The sequence below is a fragment of the Streptomyces sp. NPDC087215 genome (genome assembly GCF_044744885.1).
Lineage (GTDB): Bacteria > Actinomycetota > Actinomycetes > Streptomycetales > Streptomycetaceae > Streptomyces.
The window spans coordinates 224,004-239,604 of the sequence record NZ_JBIUZD010000002.1 but is presented as its reverse complement, the minus strand read 5'-3'; the positions used below and the strand labels follow the sequence as shown (position 1 = coordinate 239,604).

The window sequence follows — 15,601 nt, the reverse complement described above, 5'->3', positions numbered from 1 at the left end:
TCAGGGGCGGTCGAGGCGGAGCCGTACCGCGCGGGGAAGACCGGCGACCACGAGGTCGTACGAGTCCTCGACGAGCTCCCGGACCATCCGGTCCGGGAGCTCTCCCACGCTCACCGTGTTCCAGTGCCGCTTGTTCATGTGATAGCCGGGCGCGACGCCGGGGTGCTCCTCGCGGAGCCGTACCGCCTCGTCCGGATCGCACTTGAGGTTGACCCGCAGCGGCTCGGAGTCCAGCGCCGAGAGCGCGAACATCTTCCCGGCGACCTTGAAGACGGAGGTCTCCGGGGTGAACGGGAACTCCTCCGTCGCGTCGTTGAGGTCCAGGCAGAAGGCGCGCAGCTCGTCGGGGGTCACTACGGGGTCTCCTCCGGTTCCAGGGGTTCCACCAGAACGGTGACGATCTTGTTCCGGCGGCCGGCCGGGGACTCGGCCGTCAGCCGCAGCGAACGCCCGTCCGGCAGCTCCACGACCGCCTTCGCGCCCGCGATCGGCACCCGGCCGAGCGCCTTCGCGAGCAGACCGCCGACGGTCTCCACGTCCTCGTCGTCGTACTCGTCGGGCCCCAGGCCGTACAGCTCGCCGAGGTCGCCGATGTCGAGCCGGGCGGTCACCCGGTGACGGCCCCCGCCGAGGTCCGTGACCGGCGGCAGCTCCCGGTCGTACTCGTCGGTGATCTCCCCGACGATCTCCTCCAGGATGTCCTCGATGGTGACGATGCCCGCCGTGCCGCCGTACTCGTCGATGACGACGGCGACGTGGTTGCGCTCCAGCTGCATCTCGCGCAGCAGGTCACCGGCGTTCTTGGTGTCGGGGACGAAGGCGGCGGCCCGCATCGCCGTCGACACCAGGTCCGCCTCGGACTCCCGGTTGATGTGCGACTTCCTGACCAGGTCCTTCAGATACACGATGCCGACGATGTCGTCCTCGTTCTCCCCGGTGACCGGGATGCGCGAGAAACCGGAGCGCAGCGCGAGGGTGAGGGCCTGACGGATCGTCTTGTACCGCTCGATGCAGACCAGGTCGGTCCGGGGCACCATCACCTCCCGCACGAGGGTGTCGCCCAGCTCGAAGACCGAGTGCACCATCCGGCGCTCCTCGTCCTCGATCAGCGACTCGCTCTCGGCGAGGTCCACCAGGGCCCGCAGCTCCGCCTCGGAGGCGAAGGGACCCTTGCGGAAGCCCTTGCCCGGTGTCAGCGCGTTGCCGATGAGGATCAGCAGCTGCGGGATCGGCCCCATGATCCGGGCCAGCGGCAGCAGCACGTACGCGGCGGCCGTCGCCGTGTTCAGCGGGTGCTGGCGGCCGATCGTACGGGGCGAGACGCCGACGGCCACATAGGAGACGAGGACCATCACCGCGATGGCGACGAGGAGCGCCTCCCAGGTCTCCGGGAAGGCTTCGAGGCAGACGTACGTGACGAGGACGCCCGCCGCCGTCTCGCAGGCGACGCGCACGAGGAGCGCCACGTTGAGGTAGCGGGTGGGGTCCGAGGCGACCTGGGCGAGCTTCTCCGCCCCGCGCCGCCCGGACCGTACGGCCTCGGCGGCGCGGAAGCTGGAGACCCGGGCCAGACCGGCCTCGGCGCACGCGGCCAGCCAGGCCACGACGACCAGGGCGACCGCCCCGAGGATCAGCGAGACGTCCATCGGGTCAGGAGACGGTCGGCGCCGGGGACGGGCCGGTCAGGCCCTTCTCCGCGCGCCAGCCGTCGACGATCGCCGCCTGGAGGCCGAACATCTCGGCCTTCTCGTCGGGCTCCTCGTGGTCGTAGCCGAGGAGGTGCAGCACCCCGTGGACGGTGAGCAGCTGGAGCTCCTCGTCCATGGAGTGCTCGGTCGGCGCGTCCTTGCCCTGCTGGGTGGCGACCTCGGGGCAGAGCACGATGTCACCGAGGAGGCCCTGCGGGGGCTCCTCGTCCTCCTTCGACGGCGGGCGCAGCTCGTCCATCGGGAAGGACATGACGTCCGTCGGTCCGGGCAGGTCCATCCACTGGATGTGGAGCTGCTCCATCGCCTCCGCGTCCACCACGATCACCGAGAGCTCGGAGAGGGGGTGGATGCGCATCCGGGCGAGCGCGTAGCGGGCGATGTCGAGGATCGACTGCTCGTCGACCTCGGTCCCGGACTCGTTGTTGACGTCGATCGACATGGTGCTCGTGTACTACTTCCCGTTGCGGCTGTCGTACTGCTCGTACGCGTCGACGATACGGCCGACGAGCCGGTGCCGGACGACATCCTGCGACGTGAGCGACGAGAAGGCGACGTCCGGGACCCCTTCGAGGATGTCCCGCACCTGCCGGAGCCCGCTCTTCGCCCCGTTCGGCAGGTCGACCTGGGTGATGTCACCGGTGATGACGATCTTCGAGTCGAATCCGAGCCGGGTGAGGAACATCTTCATCTGCTCGGGGCTGGTGTTCTGGGCCTCGTCGAGGATGATGAACGCGTCGTTGAGGGTGTTGTGCGTCAGCAGGTAGTCCTGTGTGACGTACAGCGAGTCCTCGGCCGCGACCTGGATGCAGACCGTCTCCTCGCGCCCGGCGGGCTCGATGGAGTCGATGAACCGCATCGGCCGGCCGCCGCCTCCCGCAGCCCGGTAGGCGTCGCGCTTGCGGGCGAGCCGGAAGGGCTCGATGCCCTCGGGGAGGCGGATGTCGACGACATGGGCGTCATGGCGGTGCTTGCCCAGGGCAGTGCCCTGGGGCCGTCCCTCCGCCGCCCGCCGTCGCGTGTAGGCGACGCCGCCGAGGGACTGGACCAGCGCGATCACGTCGTCACGGAGCATGATCGAGGTGCTCGTGTACTGGATCCGGCAGGTGCGGTCCTTCTGCGTGACCGGGCCGCCGTCGGAGTCGAGGAGTCCCTGGAGCACGGCGAGGCGGACCTCGGCCGTGTTGTACAGGTAGTCGTCGGGAACGAACGTGGAGTGCGAGCGCGTACCGATCAGGTCGAGCTGCCGCAGCACTCCGGTGACCGGGTTCTCCGTGGTCATGACGTCGCCGGGGGCGGCGATCCGGTTCAGGACGTAGTCCGGTCCTCCCTTGGCGTGTACGGCGATGCCGGGCAGGGCCGCTTCCAGCGCCTCGGCGAGTTCACGGTCCTCGCTGGAGAACGACGGCGTGGTCGAGCCGGTCAGGCAGCCGTCCCCGAGCAGCAGTCCCAGTGCGTAGGGGTCCATCGGGACCTCGCGCTCGGGCAGGGCCACGGGTGCGGTCAGCAGCGGCAGTTCGTACCTGTGGGCGTGCGCGGCCCGCAGGTCGCCGATCATGTCCTGGGTCTCCAGGACCCGCCACGGCTTGTCGCGCCGCTTGTCGGAGGCCGTACGGACGGTCCAAAGGTGTTCGCCGCAGCACAGGGTCCAGGAGCCGTCCTGGGCGCTGACGCGGTAGACGTCCTTCTCCCCCTGGGGGTAGACGCCGAGCACCGGGGTCGGCTCGCCGTCAGATCCGATGACCAGGTCGCCCACCTCCAGGTCGCCGATGGGGCGCCAGCCGTCCGGCGTCAGGACGTTGGTGAAGACGGGCTGGGCACGTCCCCGCATGTAGGCCAGGGGGGCGACCTCGATCGTGCCGCTCGCCATCAGTTTGGGGATGGAGTCGGGGTCGAGCATGTCGTGCAGCGCGTCGTAGAGCGGGCGCAGGTAGGGGTCGATCTTCTCGAAGAGGGTGCCGGGCAGGAAGCCGAGGCGCTCGCCCGCCTCGACGGCGGGGCGGGTCAGGATGATGCGGCTGACCTGCTTGGACTGGAGGGCCTGGACCGCCTTGGCCATGGCCAGGTAGGTCTTTCCGGTGCCCGCGGGGCCGATGCCGAAGACGATGGTGTGCTTGTCGATGGCGTCGACGTACCGCTTCTGGTTGAGCGTCTTGGGGCGGATCGTGCGCCCCCGGTTGGAGAGGATGTTCTGGGTGAGCACCTCGGCGGGGGTCTCCTCGTCGCTCCCCGAGCCGTTCTCCCCGGCCCTGAGCATGGCGATCGAGCGTTCCACTGCGTCCTCCGTCATCGGCTGACCGGTGCGGAGCACCAGCATCATCTGGTCGAACAGGCGCTGGATCAGGGCGACCTCCGCCGCGTCGCCGACCGCGCTGACCTGGTTGCCCCGGACGTGGATGTCGGTCTTCGGGAACGACCGCTCGATCACGCGGAGCAGTGCGTCGCCGGAGCCGAGCAGGCTCACCATCGGATGCTTGGCGGGGACGGCGAAGTGGACGCGGGCCTGTCCGGGCGCCCCGTCCTGGGGCGATCCGTCACGGGCTGTGGGTGTCTGAGTCATGGGCCGGCACTGTGGCCTGCGCATACCTCCTGTTGCGGGGTTCTCGCCGCTCGACAACCTCTGATCCTCAAGCCTACGACCTGGGTGCCACGGGGCCGTAGTGGTTTAGCGGTTCGTCGTACGGACCGCTCAGGTGTGGGCGGCGCGGAAGCCGATGGTGGGTACCGCGCGGCGCGGCGGCCAGGCGCGCGCGGGGGCGGGCAGCAGCCGTTCGAGGAAGGCGTAGCGGGCGCGCAGGGCCTCCGGGTCCTGGCCCTCGTGGTGCTGGGCCCGCTGCCACCAGGCGGCGATCTCGCCCCAGGTCGGGGCGGAGAGGGAGCCGCCGAACTCCTGGACGGAGAGGGCGGCGGTGAGTCCGGCGAAGGCGAGCCGGTCGGCGAGGGGCCAGTCGGCGAGGGTGCCGGTGACGAATCCGGCGACGAAGACGTCCCCGGCGCCGGTCGGGTCGAGGGCGGCGACCCGGATGGCGGGGACCTCGGCGGTCTCGCCGGTGGCGCCGTCGACGGCGTAGGCGCCCTCGGAGCCGAGGGTGACGACGGCGTAGCGGACCTTGTCGGCGAGGGCGCGGGCGGCGGCCCGGGGGCAGTCGGTGCGGGTGTAGCGCATCGCCTCGGTGGCGTTGGGCAGGAAGGCCTCGCAGTGTTCGAGGTCGGTGAGGCCCCTGAGGTCCCAGTGGCCGGTGTCGTCCCAGCCGACGTCGGCGAAGACCTTGGCGCCCCCCAGGGCGGCCCGTTCGACCCATTCCTCGGCGCGTCCGGGGACGAGGGAGGCGACGGCCGCGCGCGCGTGGGGCGGGTAGGCGGGCAGGGTGCTGTCGAGGTCGGGGGCCTGGTGGCCGTGGGAGACCATGGTCCGTTCGCCCTCGTAGGCCATGGAGACGGTGACCGGGGAGTGCCAGCCGGGGACCGTGCGGGAGAGGGAGAGGTCGATGCCCTCGCCCTGTTCGAGGGTGTCCCAGCAGTACTCGCCGTAGTGGTCGTCGCCGAAGGCGGCGGCCAGGGAGGTCCGCAGGCCGAGGCGGGCGAGGGCGGTGGCCATGTTGGCGACGCCGCCGGGGCTGGAGCCCATGCCCCGGGCCCAGGACTCCGTGCCGCGCACGGGGGCGCTGTCGAGGCCGGTGAAGATGATGTCGAGGAAGACGGTTCCGGTCAGGAAGACGTCGCGGGCGGGGTCGGTGGGTTCGCGCAGGCACTCCAAGGGGTCGACCTCGGCGTCGTGTTGCGGCTGCTCTCCCCTGGCTGTGGTCACGGCGGACTCCCCGGTCGTGGTGCGGTGCATCGGCACCGTGGTGCTGATCTGGACAGTGTGCCCGACGGGGGTGGAGAGACGGCTGCGACGCCACTTGGCCGTCGCGCGTTACCCCGTAGGAGCGAAGCCAAACCGATAGTGACTCACCTCACAGGTCGAAACGGGGGACAGTGTCTTCTCCGCCCAGTCGGATGCTTGATACACATGGTGCCGCGACCCCGTGGATCACCGGGCGCCATCTCATTTCCCCGTTCAGTTCCTGGAACGCCCATGTCGTCGCGCCCGCGCGTCCCGGGGGCCCCTGTCGCCCTCGTCGCCCTCTTCACCGCCGGCTACCTCGCCCCGTACCTGCTGCCCACCGTCGTCGGCCGGCTCTCCGCCGGGCTCGGCCTCAGTCCGGCGCAGGCCGGGTTCGTCGGCTCCTTCCTGCTCCTCGGCTCCTCGTCGGCGGGATTCACCCTGGCCGCACGCGGTGACCGGATCGCGCCCCGCACGGCCGCCCGCGCGGGGCTCCTCGCGATGACGGTCGGTTACGGCTCCGCCGCCGCGACCGGTCTGGTGCCGCTGGTCGTCGCGGGCGCCGTCCTCGGGGGCGTCGGCTCGGGCACCGCGACGGCGGTCGCCGCCGCCGGGATCGCCGGACAGCGCGATCCGCACCGGGCCGCCACCCTCGGTCTGCTCACCGTCTCCGCGACCGCGGGCGCCCTCTACCTGAGCCTGCCGCACCTGGCGGGCGGCCACACGCCGCCGCTGCTCGCCCTCGCCTGCGCGGCCGTCCTGGTGTGGCCGGTCACCGGACGGCTGCCGGGGATTCCCCGGGCCGGGCACGGAGCGGGGCGCGGGGGCGGTCCGACCGGTCCGCTCCCCCGGCGCCGGGCCGGGGGCGTGCTCGCCGCGGGCATCCTGTGCTGGTCCCTCGCGCAGAACGCGCTGTGGGGGGTGAGCGGTCGTATCGGGGTGACTCAGGCGGGCCTCACCGAGGTGACCGTCGGCGCGGTCTTCGCGGTGGCGCTCGGCGCCGGGCTCGCCGGGGTGACGGCGGCGGGGGCGCTCGGCGCCCGGCTCGGCCGTGCGGTGCCCATCGGCGCGGGCACGGTCCTCATCGCGGGCTGTGTGCTGCTCAGTTCGGCCGCCGGGAGCCTGGTCGCGTTCGCCACCGGCGAGGTCCTGTGGAACGCCGTCTACCCGGTGGTCCTGTCGTACCTGCTGGGTCTGGCCGCCTCGCTCGACCCGCGCGGTCGCTGGGCCGTCCTCGTCGGCTCGGCGTCGTCGCTCGGCGTGGCGTGCGGTCCGGTGACCGGCAGCCTGCTCTCGGAGGGCGCCGGATATCCGGGGATGGGTGTGGTCCTGTGCGCGCTGCTGCTGCTGGTCGCGGTCCCGATGACGGCGGTGGCGCGGCATGTCTCCGGGCGTCCGCTGGTGCCCGGTTCGGTGCGGCGCCGGGGTGGCGCCCCGGCGGCGGTCCTGGCGGGCACGGCGGCGGCGACCCCGCCGACGGTCCCCCAGATGGGCGCCCCGGAGCAGGAGGTCGCGCTGGTCCCGGCGCCGGTGGGCCGTCGGCGTCCGACACGGGCGAGGTTCGGTCTGGCGAGGCCGGGCGACCGGGGCTGAGGCCCCGCCCGGCGGGGCGAGGGACCGAAGCGGGACGGACGCGAACCGGACACGAACCGGACGGCGGACACGGAGCAGACCGCGGACGCTCAGCCGGGAACGACCCGCCACAGGTGGTCGTCGTAGGGGCCGCAGGGGAACTGGTTGACCGGCGCGGTCTCCCGGCGGCTGCCCCCGGGCACCGCGAGGCACATCCCGCTGTTGCCGTTGACGACCCGGAACAGGGGCCGTCCCGCCGTGTCGCCGCGCTCGTACGCGAACCGCCAGAGGTGGTCCAGGTGGGCGCCGCACGGATACTGGTCGACCTCGGCCGCCGCCTTCCGGCTTCCGGCGGGCACGGCGGCGCACAGTCCGCTGTAGCCGTTGACGATCCGGTGCAACGGCCGTCCCGCCGCGTCCCGTCCCTCGGGCATCAGCCGCCAGAGGTGGTCGGGGTACGGGCCGCATCCGAACTGGTTGAGCCGGACGACCCCGGTCGCGGCGCCGGGCACCGCCAGGCACAGGCCGCTGCGGTGGTTGACCAGACGCACCGGGCGCTCGGCGGGGGGTGTGACGGCGGTTCCGGGAGCGGGTGGTTCCCGGGGCGGCGCGGAGGTCCGGGGCGATGGGGCGGTGGTGCGCGGCGGGGCCGGTGGCGCGGACGCGGACGGTGAGTCCGTCGCGGAGGGCCGGGAGGGTGGCGCCGAGGTGACGGGGACGGCGGACGGCACCGGCGGGGCCTCGGCTCCCGGGGTGCGGCGGACGAGACCGGCGGGGTGGGCCGGGCCGCTGCGCGCCGATCGCGAGCGTCGCCACGACGCCCGTCAGGGGTACCGCGATCCCGGCGGCCCACCACGCCCACCGGGGCGGCTGGTGCGGGACCGGCGCCGCCGGAGGTGCGGCCCCGGGCGGACCCGCCGTACCGGAAGAACCGTCCGTGGACCCGTGGGGCCGTTCGTGTGGGACACCCCGTCGCTCCCCCCGGGACAACCGCGCGGGCTCCGGCATCACCGCGCGGTCGGCCGGGGAACAGGGTGCGGGGAGGGGCCGAGTCCTGTCCGGGGCCGAGTCCCGTCCGGGTCGGGGCCCGGCCCGTACGGCCTCAGGCGGTGTCGAAGTCGTACGCCTCGACCTCGGCGAGGTACCGGGCCCTGCGCTCCTCGTCGTCGTCCAGGAAGGAGGCGAGGAAGGAGTTGCGGGCCAGCTCGCGGAGCTGGTCCGGGGTCAGGCCGAGGGCGTCGCGGACCCCGTCGAAGTTGTCTCCGGCGTAGCCGCCGAAGTACGCGGGGTCGTCGGAGTTCACGGTGACCAGCAGGCCCGCCGCCATCATCGACCGCAGCGGATGGTCGGCGAGGGTGTCGATGACCCGGAGCCGTACGTTCGACAGCGGGCAGAGGGTGAGCGGCACCCGCTCGCGGGCCAGCCGCTCGACCAGCTCCGGGTCCTCCACGCAGCGCAGCCCGTGGTCGATCCGCTCCACCCCGAGGACGTCGAGCGCCTCGCGGACGTACGCCGCCGGGCCCTCCTCGCCCGCGTGGGCGACCTTGCGCAGACCGAGCGCCCCGGCCGCCTCGTACACCTCGCGGAACTTGGCGGGCGGGTGGCCGACCTCCGCCGAGTCCAGGCCGACGCCGGTGATCCGGTCCAGGTGGGGCTTCGCCTGCTCCAGGGTGGCGAGCGCCGACTCGGCGGACTCGTCGCGCAGGAAGCACATGATGAGCCGGGTGGAGATCCCGTGCCGCTCCTCGGAGCGGTCGAGCGCGGCGCCCAGCCCCTCGACCACGGTGGCGAAGGGCACCCCGCGCGCGGTGTGGGCCTGCGGGTCGAAGAAGATCTCGGCGTGCCGGACGCCCTGCGCCGCGGCCCGCTCCAGATAGGCCTCGGCCAGCTCCGTGAAGTCCTCGGCGGTCCGCAGCACCGCCATCAGGCCGTAGTAGAGGTCCAGGAAGGACCGGAGGTCGCCGAAGCGGTACGCCTCGCGCAGGGCGGCGGTGTCCGCGTACGGCAGGGTGACGCCGTTGCGTTCGGCGAGCGCGAAGGCCAGCTCGGGTTCGAGGGTGCCTTCGATGTGGAGGTGCAGTTCGGCCTTGGGTACGGGCATGGTCACAGTCGTTTCGGTACGGGGACCCGCATGAGGTCCTGGGCGATGCTCAGTTCGCCGTCGAATCCGGCCGCCCGCGCCTGCCGCGCGAACTCCGAGGGGTCGGAGTAGCGCTGCGAGAAGTGGGTCAGCACCAGGTGCCGCACCCGGGCGTCCCGGGCGACCGCGGCGGCCTGTCCGGCCGTCAGATGGCCGTGGTCGGTGGCGAGCCGGACGTCCTCGTCGAGGAAGGTCGACTCGATGACCAGCAGATCGGCGTCCTCGGCGAGGGCGTGCACCCCGTCGCAGAGCCGGGTGTCCATGACGAAGGCGAAGCGCTGCCCGCGCCGGACCTCGCTGACCTCCTCGAAGGGCACGCCGTTCAGGGAGCCCTCGCGCTGGATGCGGCCGACGTCGGGGCCCACGATGCCGTGCGCGGCGAGCCGCTCGGGGAGCAGCCTGCGCCCGTCGGGCTCGGTCAGCCGGTAGCCGTACGACTCGACGGGGTGCGAGAGCAGCCGCGCGTCCAGGGTGAAGGCGTCGGTGACGGCGAGCGGCCCGTCGGCGGAGACGGGCGCTTGCACGAGGTCCACCGTCTCGCGGTACGCCGTGGCGTACCGCAGCCGGTCGAAGAAGTGCTGTCCGCTCGCCGGGTAGTGCGCGGTGACGGGGTGCGGCACCCGGTCGAGGTTGATCCGCTGGATCACCCCGGCGAGGCCCAGCGAGTGGTCGCCGTGGAAGTGCGTCACGCAGATCCGGTCGAGGTCGTGCGCCGCGACCCCGGCCCGCAGCATCTGCCGCTGGGTGCCCTCGCCCGGGTCGAAGAGGATGCCCCGGCCGTCCCAGCGCAGCAGATAGCCGTTGTGGTTGCGGTGCCGGGTCGGGACCTGGCTTGCGGTCCCGAGCACGACGAGTTCGCGGACGGACACGGGCTATCCGGGGGGCCAGGTGAGACCGCGGCCGGCCAGCACGTGCGCGTGGGCGTGGAAGACGGTCTGGCCCGCGCCGGAGCCGGTGTTGAGGACGATCCGGTAGCCGGAGCCGTCCACCTTCTCCTGGGCGGCGACCTCGCCCGCCTCGCGCAGCACGTCGGCGGCGACCTCGGGCGCGGCGGCGGCGAGGGAGGCGGCGTCCGGGTGGTGGAGGCGCGGGATCACCAGGACGTGCACGGGCGCCTGCGGGTTGATGTCACGGAAGGCGACGGTGGTCGCCGTCTCCCGCACGATCGTCGCCGGCACCTCACCCGCCACGATCTTGCAGAACAGGCAGTCGTCCTGCGGCTCTCCGGCCATGGCCCCGCTCCTCGCTCGTCTGATCGGCTGGTACCCCCGCATGTTATCGGCCGCCGCCCGCCCCCGGGCGCGCCCCCGGTCAGTCCTTGGGCGCCCGCCGGTTCAGGGCGGAACGGCTCACCCAGTACGTGATGATCACGGCCCAGAACAGCGGCGTCCCCAGACCGCCGACCACCCCGGTGCCGAACGACCACAGGGCCATCGTCACCACCGAGTACAGCCCGAGCAGCCCCACCGCGGCCGCCATCGCGATCACCGGACGGCAGGACCGGGCCACCAGGAGCAGCGGGCGGCGCAGCCGGGACGGCACCCGGCGGGACATCCACAGCGCCCAGCCGCCCCAGGCGCCGAGGAGGACGGCCGCGCCGATCACGAACGGTACGACGGCGTCCGCGCCGGTGGCGCCGTCCCGGACGGGCGCGGCCCCGAACGCCGAGGCGAGGAAACCCGCCAGGGCGACCCAGCGGGCCCCGGCGACGGTGTTCCAGGCCATCGCCTCCAGGTTGTGGCGGGCCTTGCGGTCCTGGAGGTCGAGCGCGGCGGAGGCGACGAAGCCCTCGGCCGCCTGGGTCCAGGCGCCGCGCCGGAACCAGCGGCGCCGCAGCCGCAGCAGCGACAGGTTGTTGTGGGCCTCGCTGCTCTGCGGGTTGAGCCGCAGCGTCGTCTCGTACGCCCGCCGCGCGGTGGCGTGGTCACGTCGGCGCTGTGCGGTCAGGCCCACCAGGAAGTGGGCCGCGTCCTCCTCGGGCGCCAGCCGGACGGCGGTCCGCGCGGCCTCGTACGCCTCGGTGTTCCGGGCGCGCGACACGGACCGGGAGAGGACGGTGGCGAGGGCGTAGTGGGTGCCCCAGTGCTGCGGGGCTAGCCGGACGGAGTGCCGGGCCGTGGCCTCCGCCTCCGGGTAGCGCTTGAGGCCCAGCAGGATCTGGACCCGCATCAGGACGCCCGCCAGCAGTTCGGGTTCGGCGCGCAGGGCCCGTTCCACGGCGTCCAGGGCCGCCGGATGGTCCTCGGCCCGGTGGTGGCAGCGGGCCAGCAGGACGAGCGCCTCGGCGTCCTCCGGTTCCGTCGCCAGGTGCCGGGCGACCAGTTCCCCGGCCTGGGCGTACCGGCCGGTGTCGTAGAGGGCCTCGGCGCGCAGCAGCGCGGTCACAGCTTGCGCTTCCGCTTGAGGTGGGTGAGGAGGTCGTCGTAGAGACCGCCCTCGTTGGCGAACATGGCGACGTTCCGGGCGGCCGCGAACCAGGGCTCCGTGGACGGTTTGATCTGCTTGGCCGCGCCGAGCAGGTCCTTGGTGGTGATCAGGCGTACGGAGCCGCTGCGGGCGGAGTCGAGGAGCGCGGTCTCGGCCGCCGACTCGCAGACGTGCGCGAGGTCGGCGCCGGAGAAGTCCTCGGTGGCCTTGACGAGCTTGCCGAGGTCGACGGACTCGACGGGGCGTTCCCGCAGGTGGTAGCGGAGGATCGCCTCGCGGGCGGTGGCGTCCGGCGGGAGCACCAGCAGGGTGCGGTCGAGGCGGCCGGGGCGGCGCAGCGCGATGTCCACGTCCCAGGGCACGTTGGTGGCGGCGAGCACGAACACGCCCTCGTTGCCCGCGCCGCTCGCGATGCCGTCCAGTTCGGTGAGGAGCTGGTTGACGACGTTGCGGAGGCCGCTGTGGTGGGTGCGGGAGCGCTTGGCGCCGAGTGCGTCCAGCTCGTCGAGGAAGACCACGCAGGGGGCCTGGCGGCGGGCCGTCTCGAAGATGTCGTGGACGTTCTTCTCGGAGGCGCCGATCCACATGTCGAGGACGTCGGAGAGCGAGACGGTGAGGAAGTTCGCGCCCAGCTCGCCCGCGACGGCCCGTGCGATGAACGTCTTGCCGCAGCCGGGCGGCCCGTACAGCAGCAGTCCGCCGCGGAGCGACTTGCCGTACAGCCTGCGCAGTTCCGGGTTGCGCATGGGGGCGAGGAAGGCGGCCTCCAGGCGGTCCTTGACCTCGTCCATGCCGCCGACGTCGGCCAGGCGCACCGCGCCGGGCGCGTCGACGTCCCAGGCGGCGGGGGCGTCCCCGCCCTCGGCCTGCGGCTCCGTCAGGAAGCGGGGCCCTACGACGTCCCGCACCTGCTGCTCGGCAGCGGCCCAGTCGAAGGCGGGACCGTCGGCGGGGGAGTCCGGGGGCTGGGGGGTGGTGGGGGTGGTGGGGCCTGCCGGATCTGTGGGGGCTGTGTGATCTGCGGGATTGGTGGGTCGGAGCTCCTCAGTGGGGGTCACAGGGCTGGTGGTGCCCGTGAGGCCAGTGGTGCCCTCGGTCTCGGTGGGCTTCACCGGAACCGCTGGGGACACCGGGGCCGTCGGGGCCGTCGGAGCGGCCGGGGCCGTCGCGGGCAGACCCATCGCGCGGATCATCAGCGCGCGGGCCGCCGCGTCCCCCGGCGCGTGCTGGAGCGAGACCGCCGCCTCCGCGACCGCCTCGTCGTTCCGGCCCTCGGCGAGGAGCAGCTCGGCGAAGTGGAGGCGCAGGGGTACGTCGTCGGGCGCGGCGGCGACCGCCGCGCGCAGACTACGGATCAGGGGGGAGTCGTCGGCCATGCGGGCCAGCCTAGAAAGGCCGTCCAGCGCCCTGTCCACCGGGTACGGCCGGGGCGGGACGGAGCCGGATGCCTCACCCGGCCGGGGCTGGTCGCGTCACCGGCCGGGGAAGCCTCACGGGGCAGGGAAGCCTCACCGGCTGAGGCTGGTCGCGTCACCGGTCAGGACGGGAAGCACCACCGGTCGGCGCGGGCCGCGCCACCGGTCAGGACCGGAAGCACCACCGGTCAGGCCGGAAGTCCGCTGGCCAGGACCGGAAGCCCACCGGTCAGGGCCGGAAGCCCGCTGGCCAGGACCGGAAGCCCACCGGTCAGGGCCGGAAGTCCGCTGGCCAGGACCGGAAGCCCACCGGTCAGGGCCGGAAGTCCGCTGGCCAGGGCCGGAATCCCACTGGTCGGCGTCGGCCACGCGACCGGGCGGGGCCGGGCGGGTCACCGGTCGAAGCGGGCCCGGCCGGGCCCCCGCGCCCGATCCCCGCACCGCTGCTCCCGGCCCCCGGCCGGGCCCCGCGCCCGTCAGCTCCAGCGGCCCGTGCGGCCCAGTACGAGGGCCGTCGCGGCGGTGCCCGCCGTGGAGGTCCGCAGAACGCTGCGGCCCAGCCGGTACGGCTTCGCCCCGGCCGCCTCGAACGCGGCCAGTTCGTCCGGTGAGACGCCCCCCTCGGGGCCGACGACGAGCACGATCGAGCCCTTCGCCGGAAGTCCGGCGGTGGCGAGCGCGCCGCTCGGGTGCGCCCGGTCCTCGTGCAGCACCGCCGCGAAGTCGGCCTCCGCGAGGAGCGCGGCGACCTGCTTGGTCGTCATCGGGTCCGCGACCTCGGGGAACCGGGTGCGGCGCGACTGCTTCCCGGCCTCGCGCGCGGTGGACCGCCATTTGCCGAGCGCCTTGAGGCCCCGGTCGCCCTTCCACTGGGTGACGCACCGGGACGCGGCCCACGGCACGATCGCGTCCACCCCGGTCTCCGTCATGGTCTCGACGGCGAGTTCGCCCCGGTCGCCCTTGGGGAGCGCCTGGACGACGGTGACGCGCGGCTGCTCCTCGGGATCCTCGTGGACCTCGTCGACGCGTACGGTCAGCCGGTCCCGGTCCTCGGCGGCCAGCACCGCGCACGCGGCCCAGCGGCCCCGCCCGTCGACGAGGACGAGCTCCTCGCCCTCACGGAGCCGCTTCACGGAGACGGCGTGCCGTCCCTCGGGGCCGTCCAGGAGGAAGCTCCCGGGGCCGGGAACGGTCTCGACGACGAAGACGGGTGCGGTCATGACGTGCTCCTGTGGGCCTGCTGGGCGAGTGCGGTGTCGAGTTCGGCGGCCAGCACCCCGACCAGCTGTCCGGCGGGGAGGTCCCGGGCGAGGCGGTGGCCCTGGCCTGCCCACAGGGCCATGCCCTGGGCGTCCCCCGTGGCGGCGGCGGCCTTGCGGAGCGGCGCGGTGAGGTGGTGGATCTCGGGGTAGGCGGCGGGGGCGTACGGCCCGTGCTCGTGCAGGAACCGGTTGACCAGGCCGCGCGCGAGGCGTCCGGTGAAGGCCCGGGTGAGGGCGGTCCGGGTGAACAGCGGGTCGGTCAGGGCCGCCTTGTGGAGCCGGTGGGCGCCGGACTCGGGGCAGGGCAGGAAGGCGGTGCCGAGCTGGGCCGCGTCCGCCCCGGCGGCGAGGACCGCCGCGATCTGCGCGCCCCGCATGATCCCGCCCGCCGCCACGAGCGGCAGGGGGACGCTCTCGCGGACCTGGGTGAGCAGGGCGAGCAGTCCGGTGCCGTGGGCGTCGTCGTCGGCCGGGTCGTCACGGAAGGTGCCCTGGTGGCCGCCCGCCTCGGTGCCCTGGACGCAGACGGCGGCGGCCCCGGCGTGCTGCGCGGCGAGGGCCTCCTCGACGGAGGTGGCGGTGACGATCGTGTAGGTGCCGGCACGGGCGAAGGAGGCCAGGACCTCGGGCGCGGGGCAGCCGAAGGTGAAGGAGACGACGGGGACCGGGTCCTCCAGGAGGATGGCCAGCTTGGCGTCGTAGGCGTCGTCGCGGCTGTCGTCGGTCTCGCCGAGCGGGGTGTCGTACCAGGTGGTCTCGCCCGCCAGCTGGTGGCGGTAGACCTCGACGGCGGCGGGGTCGGCGGGCCTGCCGGTCCCCGGCAGGAAGAGGTTGACGCCGAAGGGACGGGCGGTGAGCCCGCGGACCTGCTTGATCTCCTGGTAGAGGCCGCCGGCCGTCTTGTAGCCGCCGGCCAGGAAGCCGAGGGCCCCGGCCTCGCAGACGGCCCCGACCAGCTCCGGACAGGAGGCGCCACCGGCCATGGGGGCCTGCACGATCGGGTACCGAGAGAGATCGTTCAGTGCGGTGGTGGACATATGGGCATCGTGTCATGCCCCTGCTCCGGCGCCGAATCCATGAGCGGCTCCTCGGTCAGTGAGCGGATCCTCCGCCGAACACGGCTCCGGACACGGCTCCGGACACGGCTCCGGACACGGCTCCGGACACGGCTCCGGACACGGCTCCGGACACGGCTCCGGACACGGCTCCGGACACGGCGAGGGGCGGCATCCGGTCCCCCGGATGCCGCCCCT

At 73.6% G+C, this 15,601-nt stretch carries 14 protein-coding genes; 1 reads left to right on the top strand and 13 read right to left on the bottom strand.

The genetic code is table 11. The annotated features are described in order from the left end of the window. The 5 genes from ACIO92_RS05705 to ACIO92_RS05685 all read right to left on the bottom strand — a co-directional run bounded on the left by ACIO92_RS05705 (position 1) and on the right by ACIO92_RS05685 (position 5,514). Positions 1-354 carry an MmcQ/YjbR family DNA-binding protein gene (locus ACIO92_RS05705; RefSeq protein ID WP_351796562.1) on the bottom strand — a complete coding sequence of 118 codons (354 nt, stop codon included), beginning with the start codon at positions 352-354 and terminating at the stop codon, positions 1-3. After that, on the bottom strand, positions 354-1,646 hold the full coding sequence (locus ACIO92_RS05700) for a hemolysin family protein (protein ID WP_402284351.1): 1,293 nt from the start codon (positions 1,644-1,646) through the stop codon (positions 354-356). The genes ACIO92_RS05705 and ACIO92_RS05700 overlap by 1 nt, the downstream gene beginning before the upstream one ends. Positions 1,647-1,650: 4 nt before the next feature. Next, positions 1,651-2,148, bottom strand: a complete 498-nt coding sequence (ybeY, locus tag ACIO92_RS05695) for an rRNA maturation RNase YbeY (protein WP_366440522.1) — start codon at positions 2,146-2,148, stop codon at positions 1,651-1,653. Positions 2,149-2,160: 12 nt separating this feature from the next. Further along, the gene (locus ACIO92_RS05690) at positions 2,161-4,266 is read right to left on the bottom strand and encodes a PhoH family protein (RefSeq protein WP_402284348.1); all 2,106 of its coding nucleotides are present in this window, start codon (positions 4,264-4,266) and stop codon (positions 2,161-2,163) included. Between the two features lie 129 nt (positions 4,267-4,395). After that, positions 4,396-5,514: a carbohydrate kinase family protein gene (locus tag ACIO92_RS05685; protein WP_401238030.1), complete on the bottom strand. Its 1,119-nt coding sequence runs from the start codon at positions 5,512-5,514 to the stop codon at positions 4,396-4,398. Positions 5,515-5,784: 270 nt separating this feature from the next. On the opposite strand from ACIO92_RS05685, the gene ACIO92_RS05680 reads away from it, so the two are divergent. Beyond that, complete coding sequence (locus ACIO92_RS05680) at positions 5,785-7,125, top strand: MFS transporter (protein WP_366440525.1); 1,341 nt, start codon at positions 5,785-5,787, stop codon at positions 7,123-7,125. Between the two features lie 89 nt (positions 7,126-7,214). On the opposite strand, the gene ACIO92_RS05675 is transcribed toward ACIO92_RS05680, so the two are convergent. From ACIO92_RS05675 to ACIO92_RS05640, 8 genes are all read right to left on the bottom strand, one after another. Further along, positions 7,215-7,655: an RICIN domain-containing protein gene (locus ACIO92_RS05675; protein ID WP_402055266.1), complete on the bottom strand. Its 441-nt coding sequence runs from the start codon at positions 7,653-7,655 to the stop codon at positions 7,215-7,217. A 551-nt stretch (positions 7,656-8,206) separates the two neighbouring features. Then, complete coding sequence (locus ACIO92_RS05670; protein WP_366440527.1) at positions 8,207-9,205, bottom strand: adenosine deaminase; 999 nt, start codon at positions 9,203-9,205, stop codon at positions 8,207-8,209. Positions 9,206-9,207: 2 nt separating this feature from the next. Next, on the bottom strand, positions 9,208-10,113 hold the full coding sequence (locus ACIO92_RS05665; protein ID WP_401238022.1) for a ribonuclease Z: 906 nt from the start codon (positions 10,111-10,113) through the stop codon (positions 9,208-9,210). 3 nt (positions 10,114-10,116) lie between these two features. Next, positions 10,117-10,476: a histidine triad nucleotide-binding protein gene (locus tag ACIO92_RS05660; protein ID WP_351796535.1), complete on the bottom strand. Its 360-nt coding sequence runs from the start codon at positions 10,474-10,476 to the stop codon at positions 10,117-10,119. Between the two features lie 79 nt (positions 10,477-10,555). After that, positions 10,556-11,629, bottom strand: coding sequence for a tetratricopeptide repeat protein (locus ACIO92_RS05655; RefSeq protein WP_366440529.1), 1,074 nt, complete (start codon positions 11,627-11,629; stop codon positions 10,556-10,558). Beyond that, a complete protein-coding gene (locus ACIO92_RS05650; protein ID WP_402284343.1) occupies positions 11,626-13,047 on the bottom strand; it encodes an ATP-binding protein in 1,422 nt (473 codons plus the stop codon). Before ACIO92_RS05650 ends, ACIO92_RS05655 begins: the two co-directional genes overlap by 4 nt. A gap of 515 nt (positions 13,048-13,562) precedes the next feature. Beyond that, positions 13,563-14,306, bottom strand: a complete 744-nt coding sequence (locus tag ACIO92_RS05645; RefSeq protein WP_366440531.1) for a 16S rRNA (uracil(1498)-N(3))-methyltransferase — start codon at positions 14,304-14,306, stop codon at positions 13,563-13,565. Next, positions 14,303-15,385 (bottom strand): nitronate monooxygenase, encoded by a 1,083-nt coding sequence (locus tag ACIO92_RS05640; RefSeq protein ID WP_366440532.1) that lies wholly within the window; start codon positions 15,383-15,385, stop codon positions 14,303-14,305. The genes ACIO92_RS05645 and ACIO92_RS05640 overlap by 4 nt, the downstream gene beginning before the upstream one ends. Positions 15,386-15,601 lie beyond the last annotated feature (216 nt).

Coding starts and splice junctions, on each gene's coding strand:
- ACIO92_RS05700 (WP_402284351.1), bottom strand. CDS start 1,646: ATGGACGTCTCGCTGATCCTCGGGGCGGTCGCCCTGGTCGTCGTGGCC.
- ybeY (WP_366440522.1), bottom strand. CDS start 2,148: ATGTCGATCGACGTCAACAACGAGTCCGGGACCGAGGTCGACGAGCAG.
- ACIO92_RS05690 (WP_402284348.1), bottom strand. CDS start 4,266: ATGACTCAGACACCCACAGCCCGTGACGGATCGCCCCAGGACGGGGCG.
- ACIO92_RS05680 (WP_366440525.1), top strand. CDS start 5,785: ATGTCGTCGCGCCCGCGCGTCCCGGGGGCCCCTGTCGCCCTCGTCGCC.
- ACIO92_RS05670 (WP_366440527.1), bottom strand. CDS start 9,205: ATGCCCGTACCCAAGGCCGAACTGCACCTCCACATCGAAGGCACCCTC.
- ACIO92_RS05660 (WP_351796535.1), bottom strand. CDS start 10,476: ATGGCCGGAGAGCCGCAGGACGACTGCCTGTTCTGCAAGATCGTGGCG.
- ACIO92_RS05650 (WP_402284343.1), bottom strand. CDS start 13,047: ATGGCCGACGACTCCCCCCTGATCCGTAGTCTGCGCGCGGCGGTCGCC.
- ACIO92_RS05645 (WP_366440531.1), bottom strand. CDS start 14,306: ATGACCGCACCCGTCTTCGTCGTCGAGACCGTTCCCGGCCCCGGGAGC.
- ACIO92_RS05640 (WP_366440532.1), bottom strand. CDS start 15,385: ATGTCCACCACCGCACTGAACGATCTCTCTCGGTACCCGATCGTGCAG.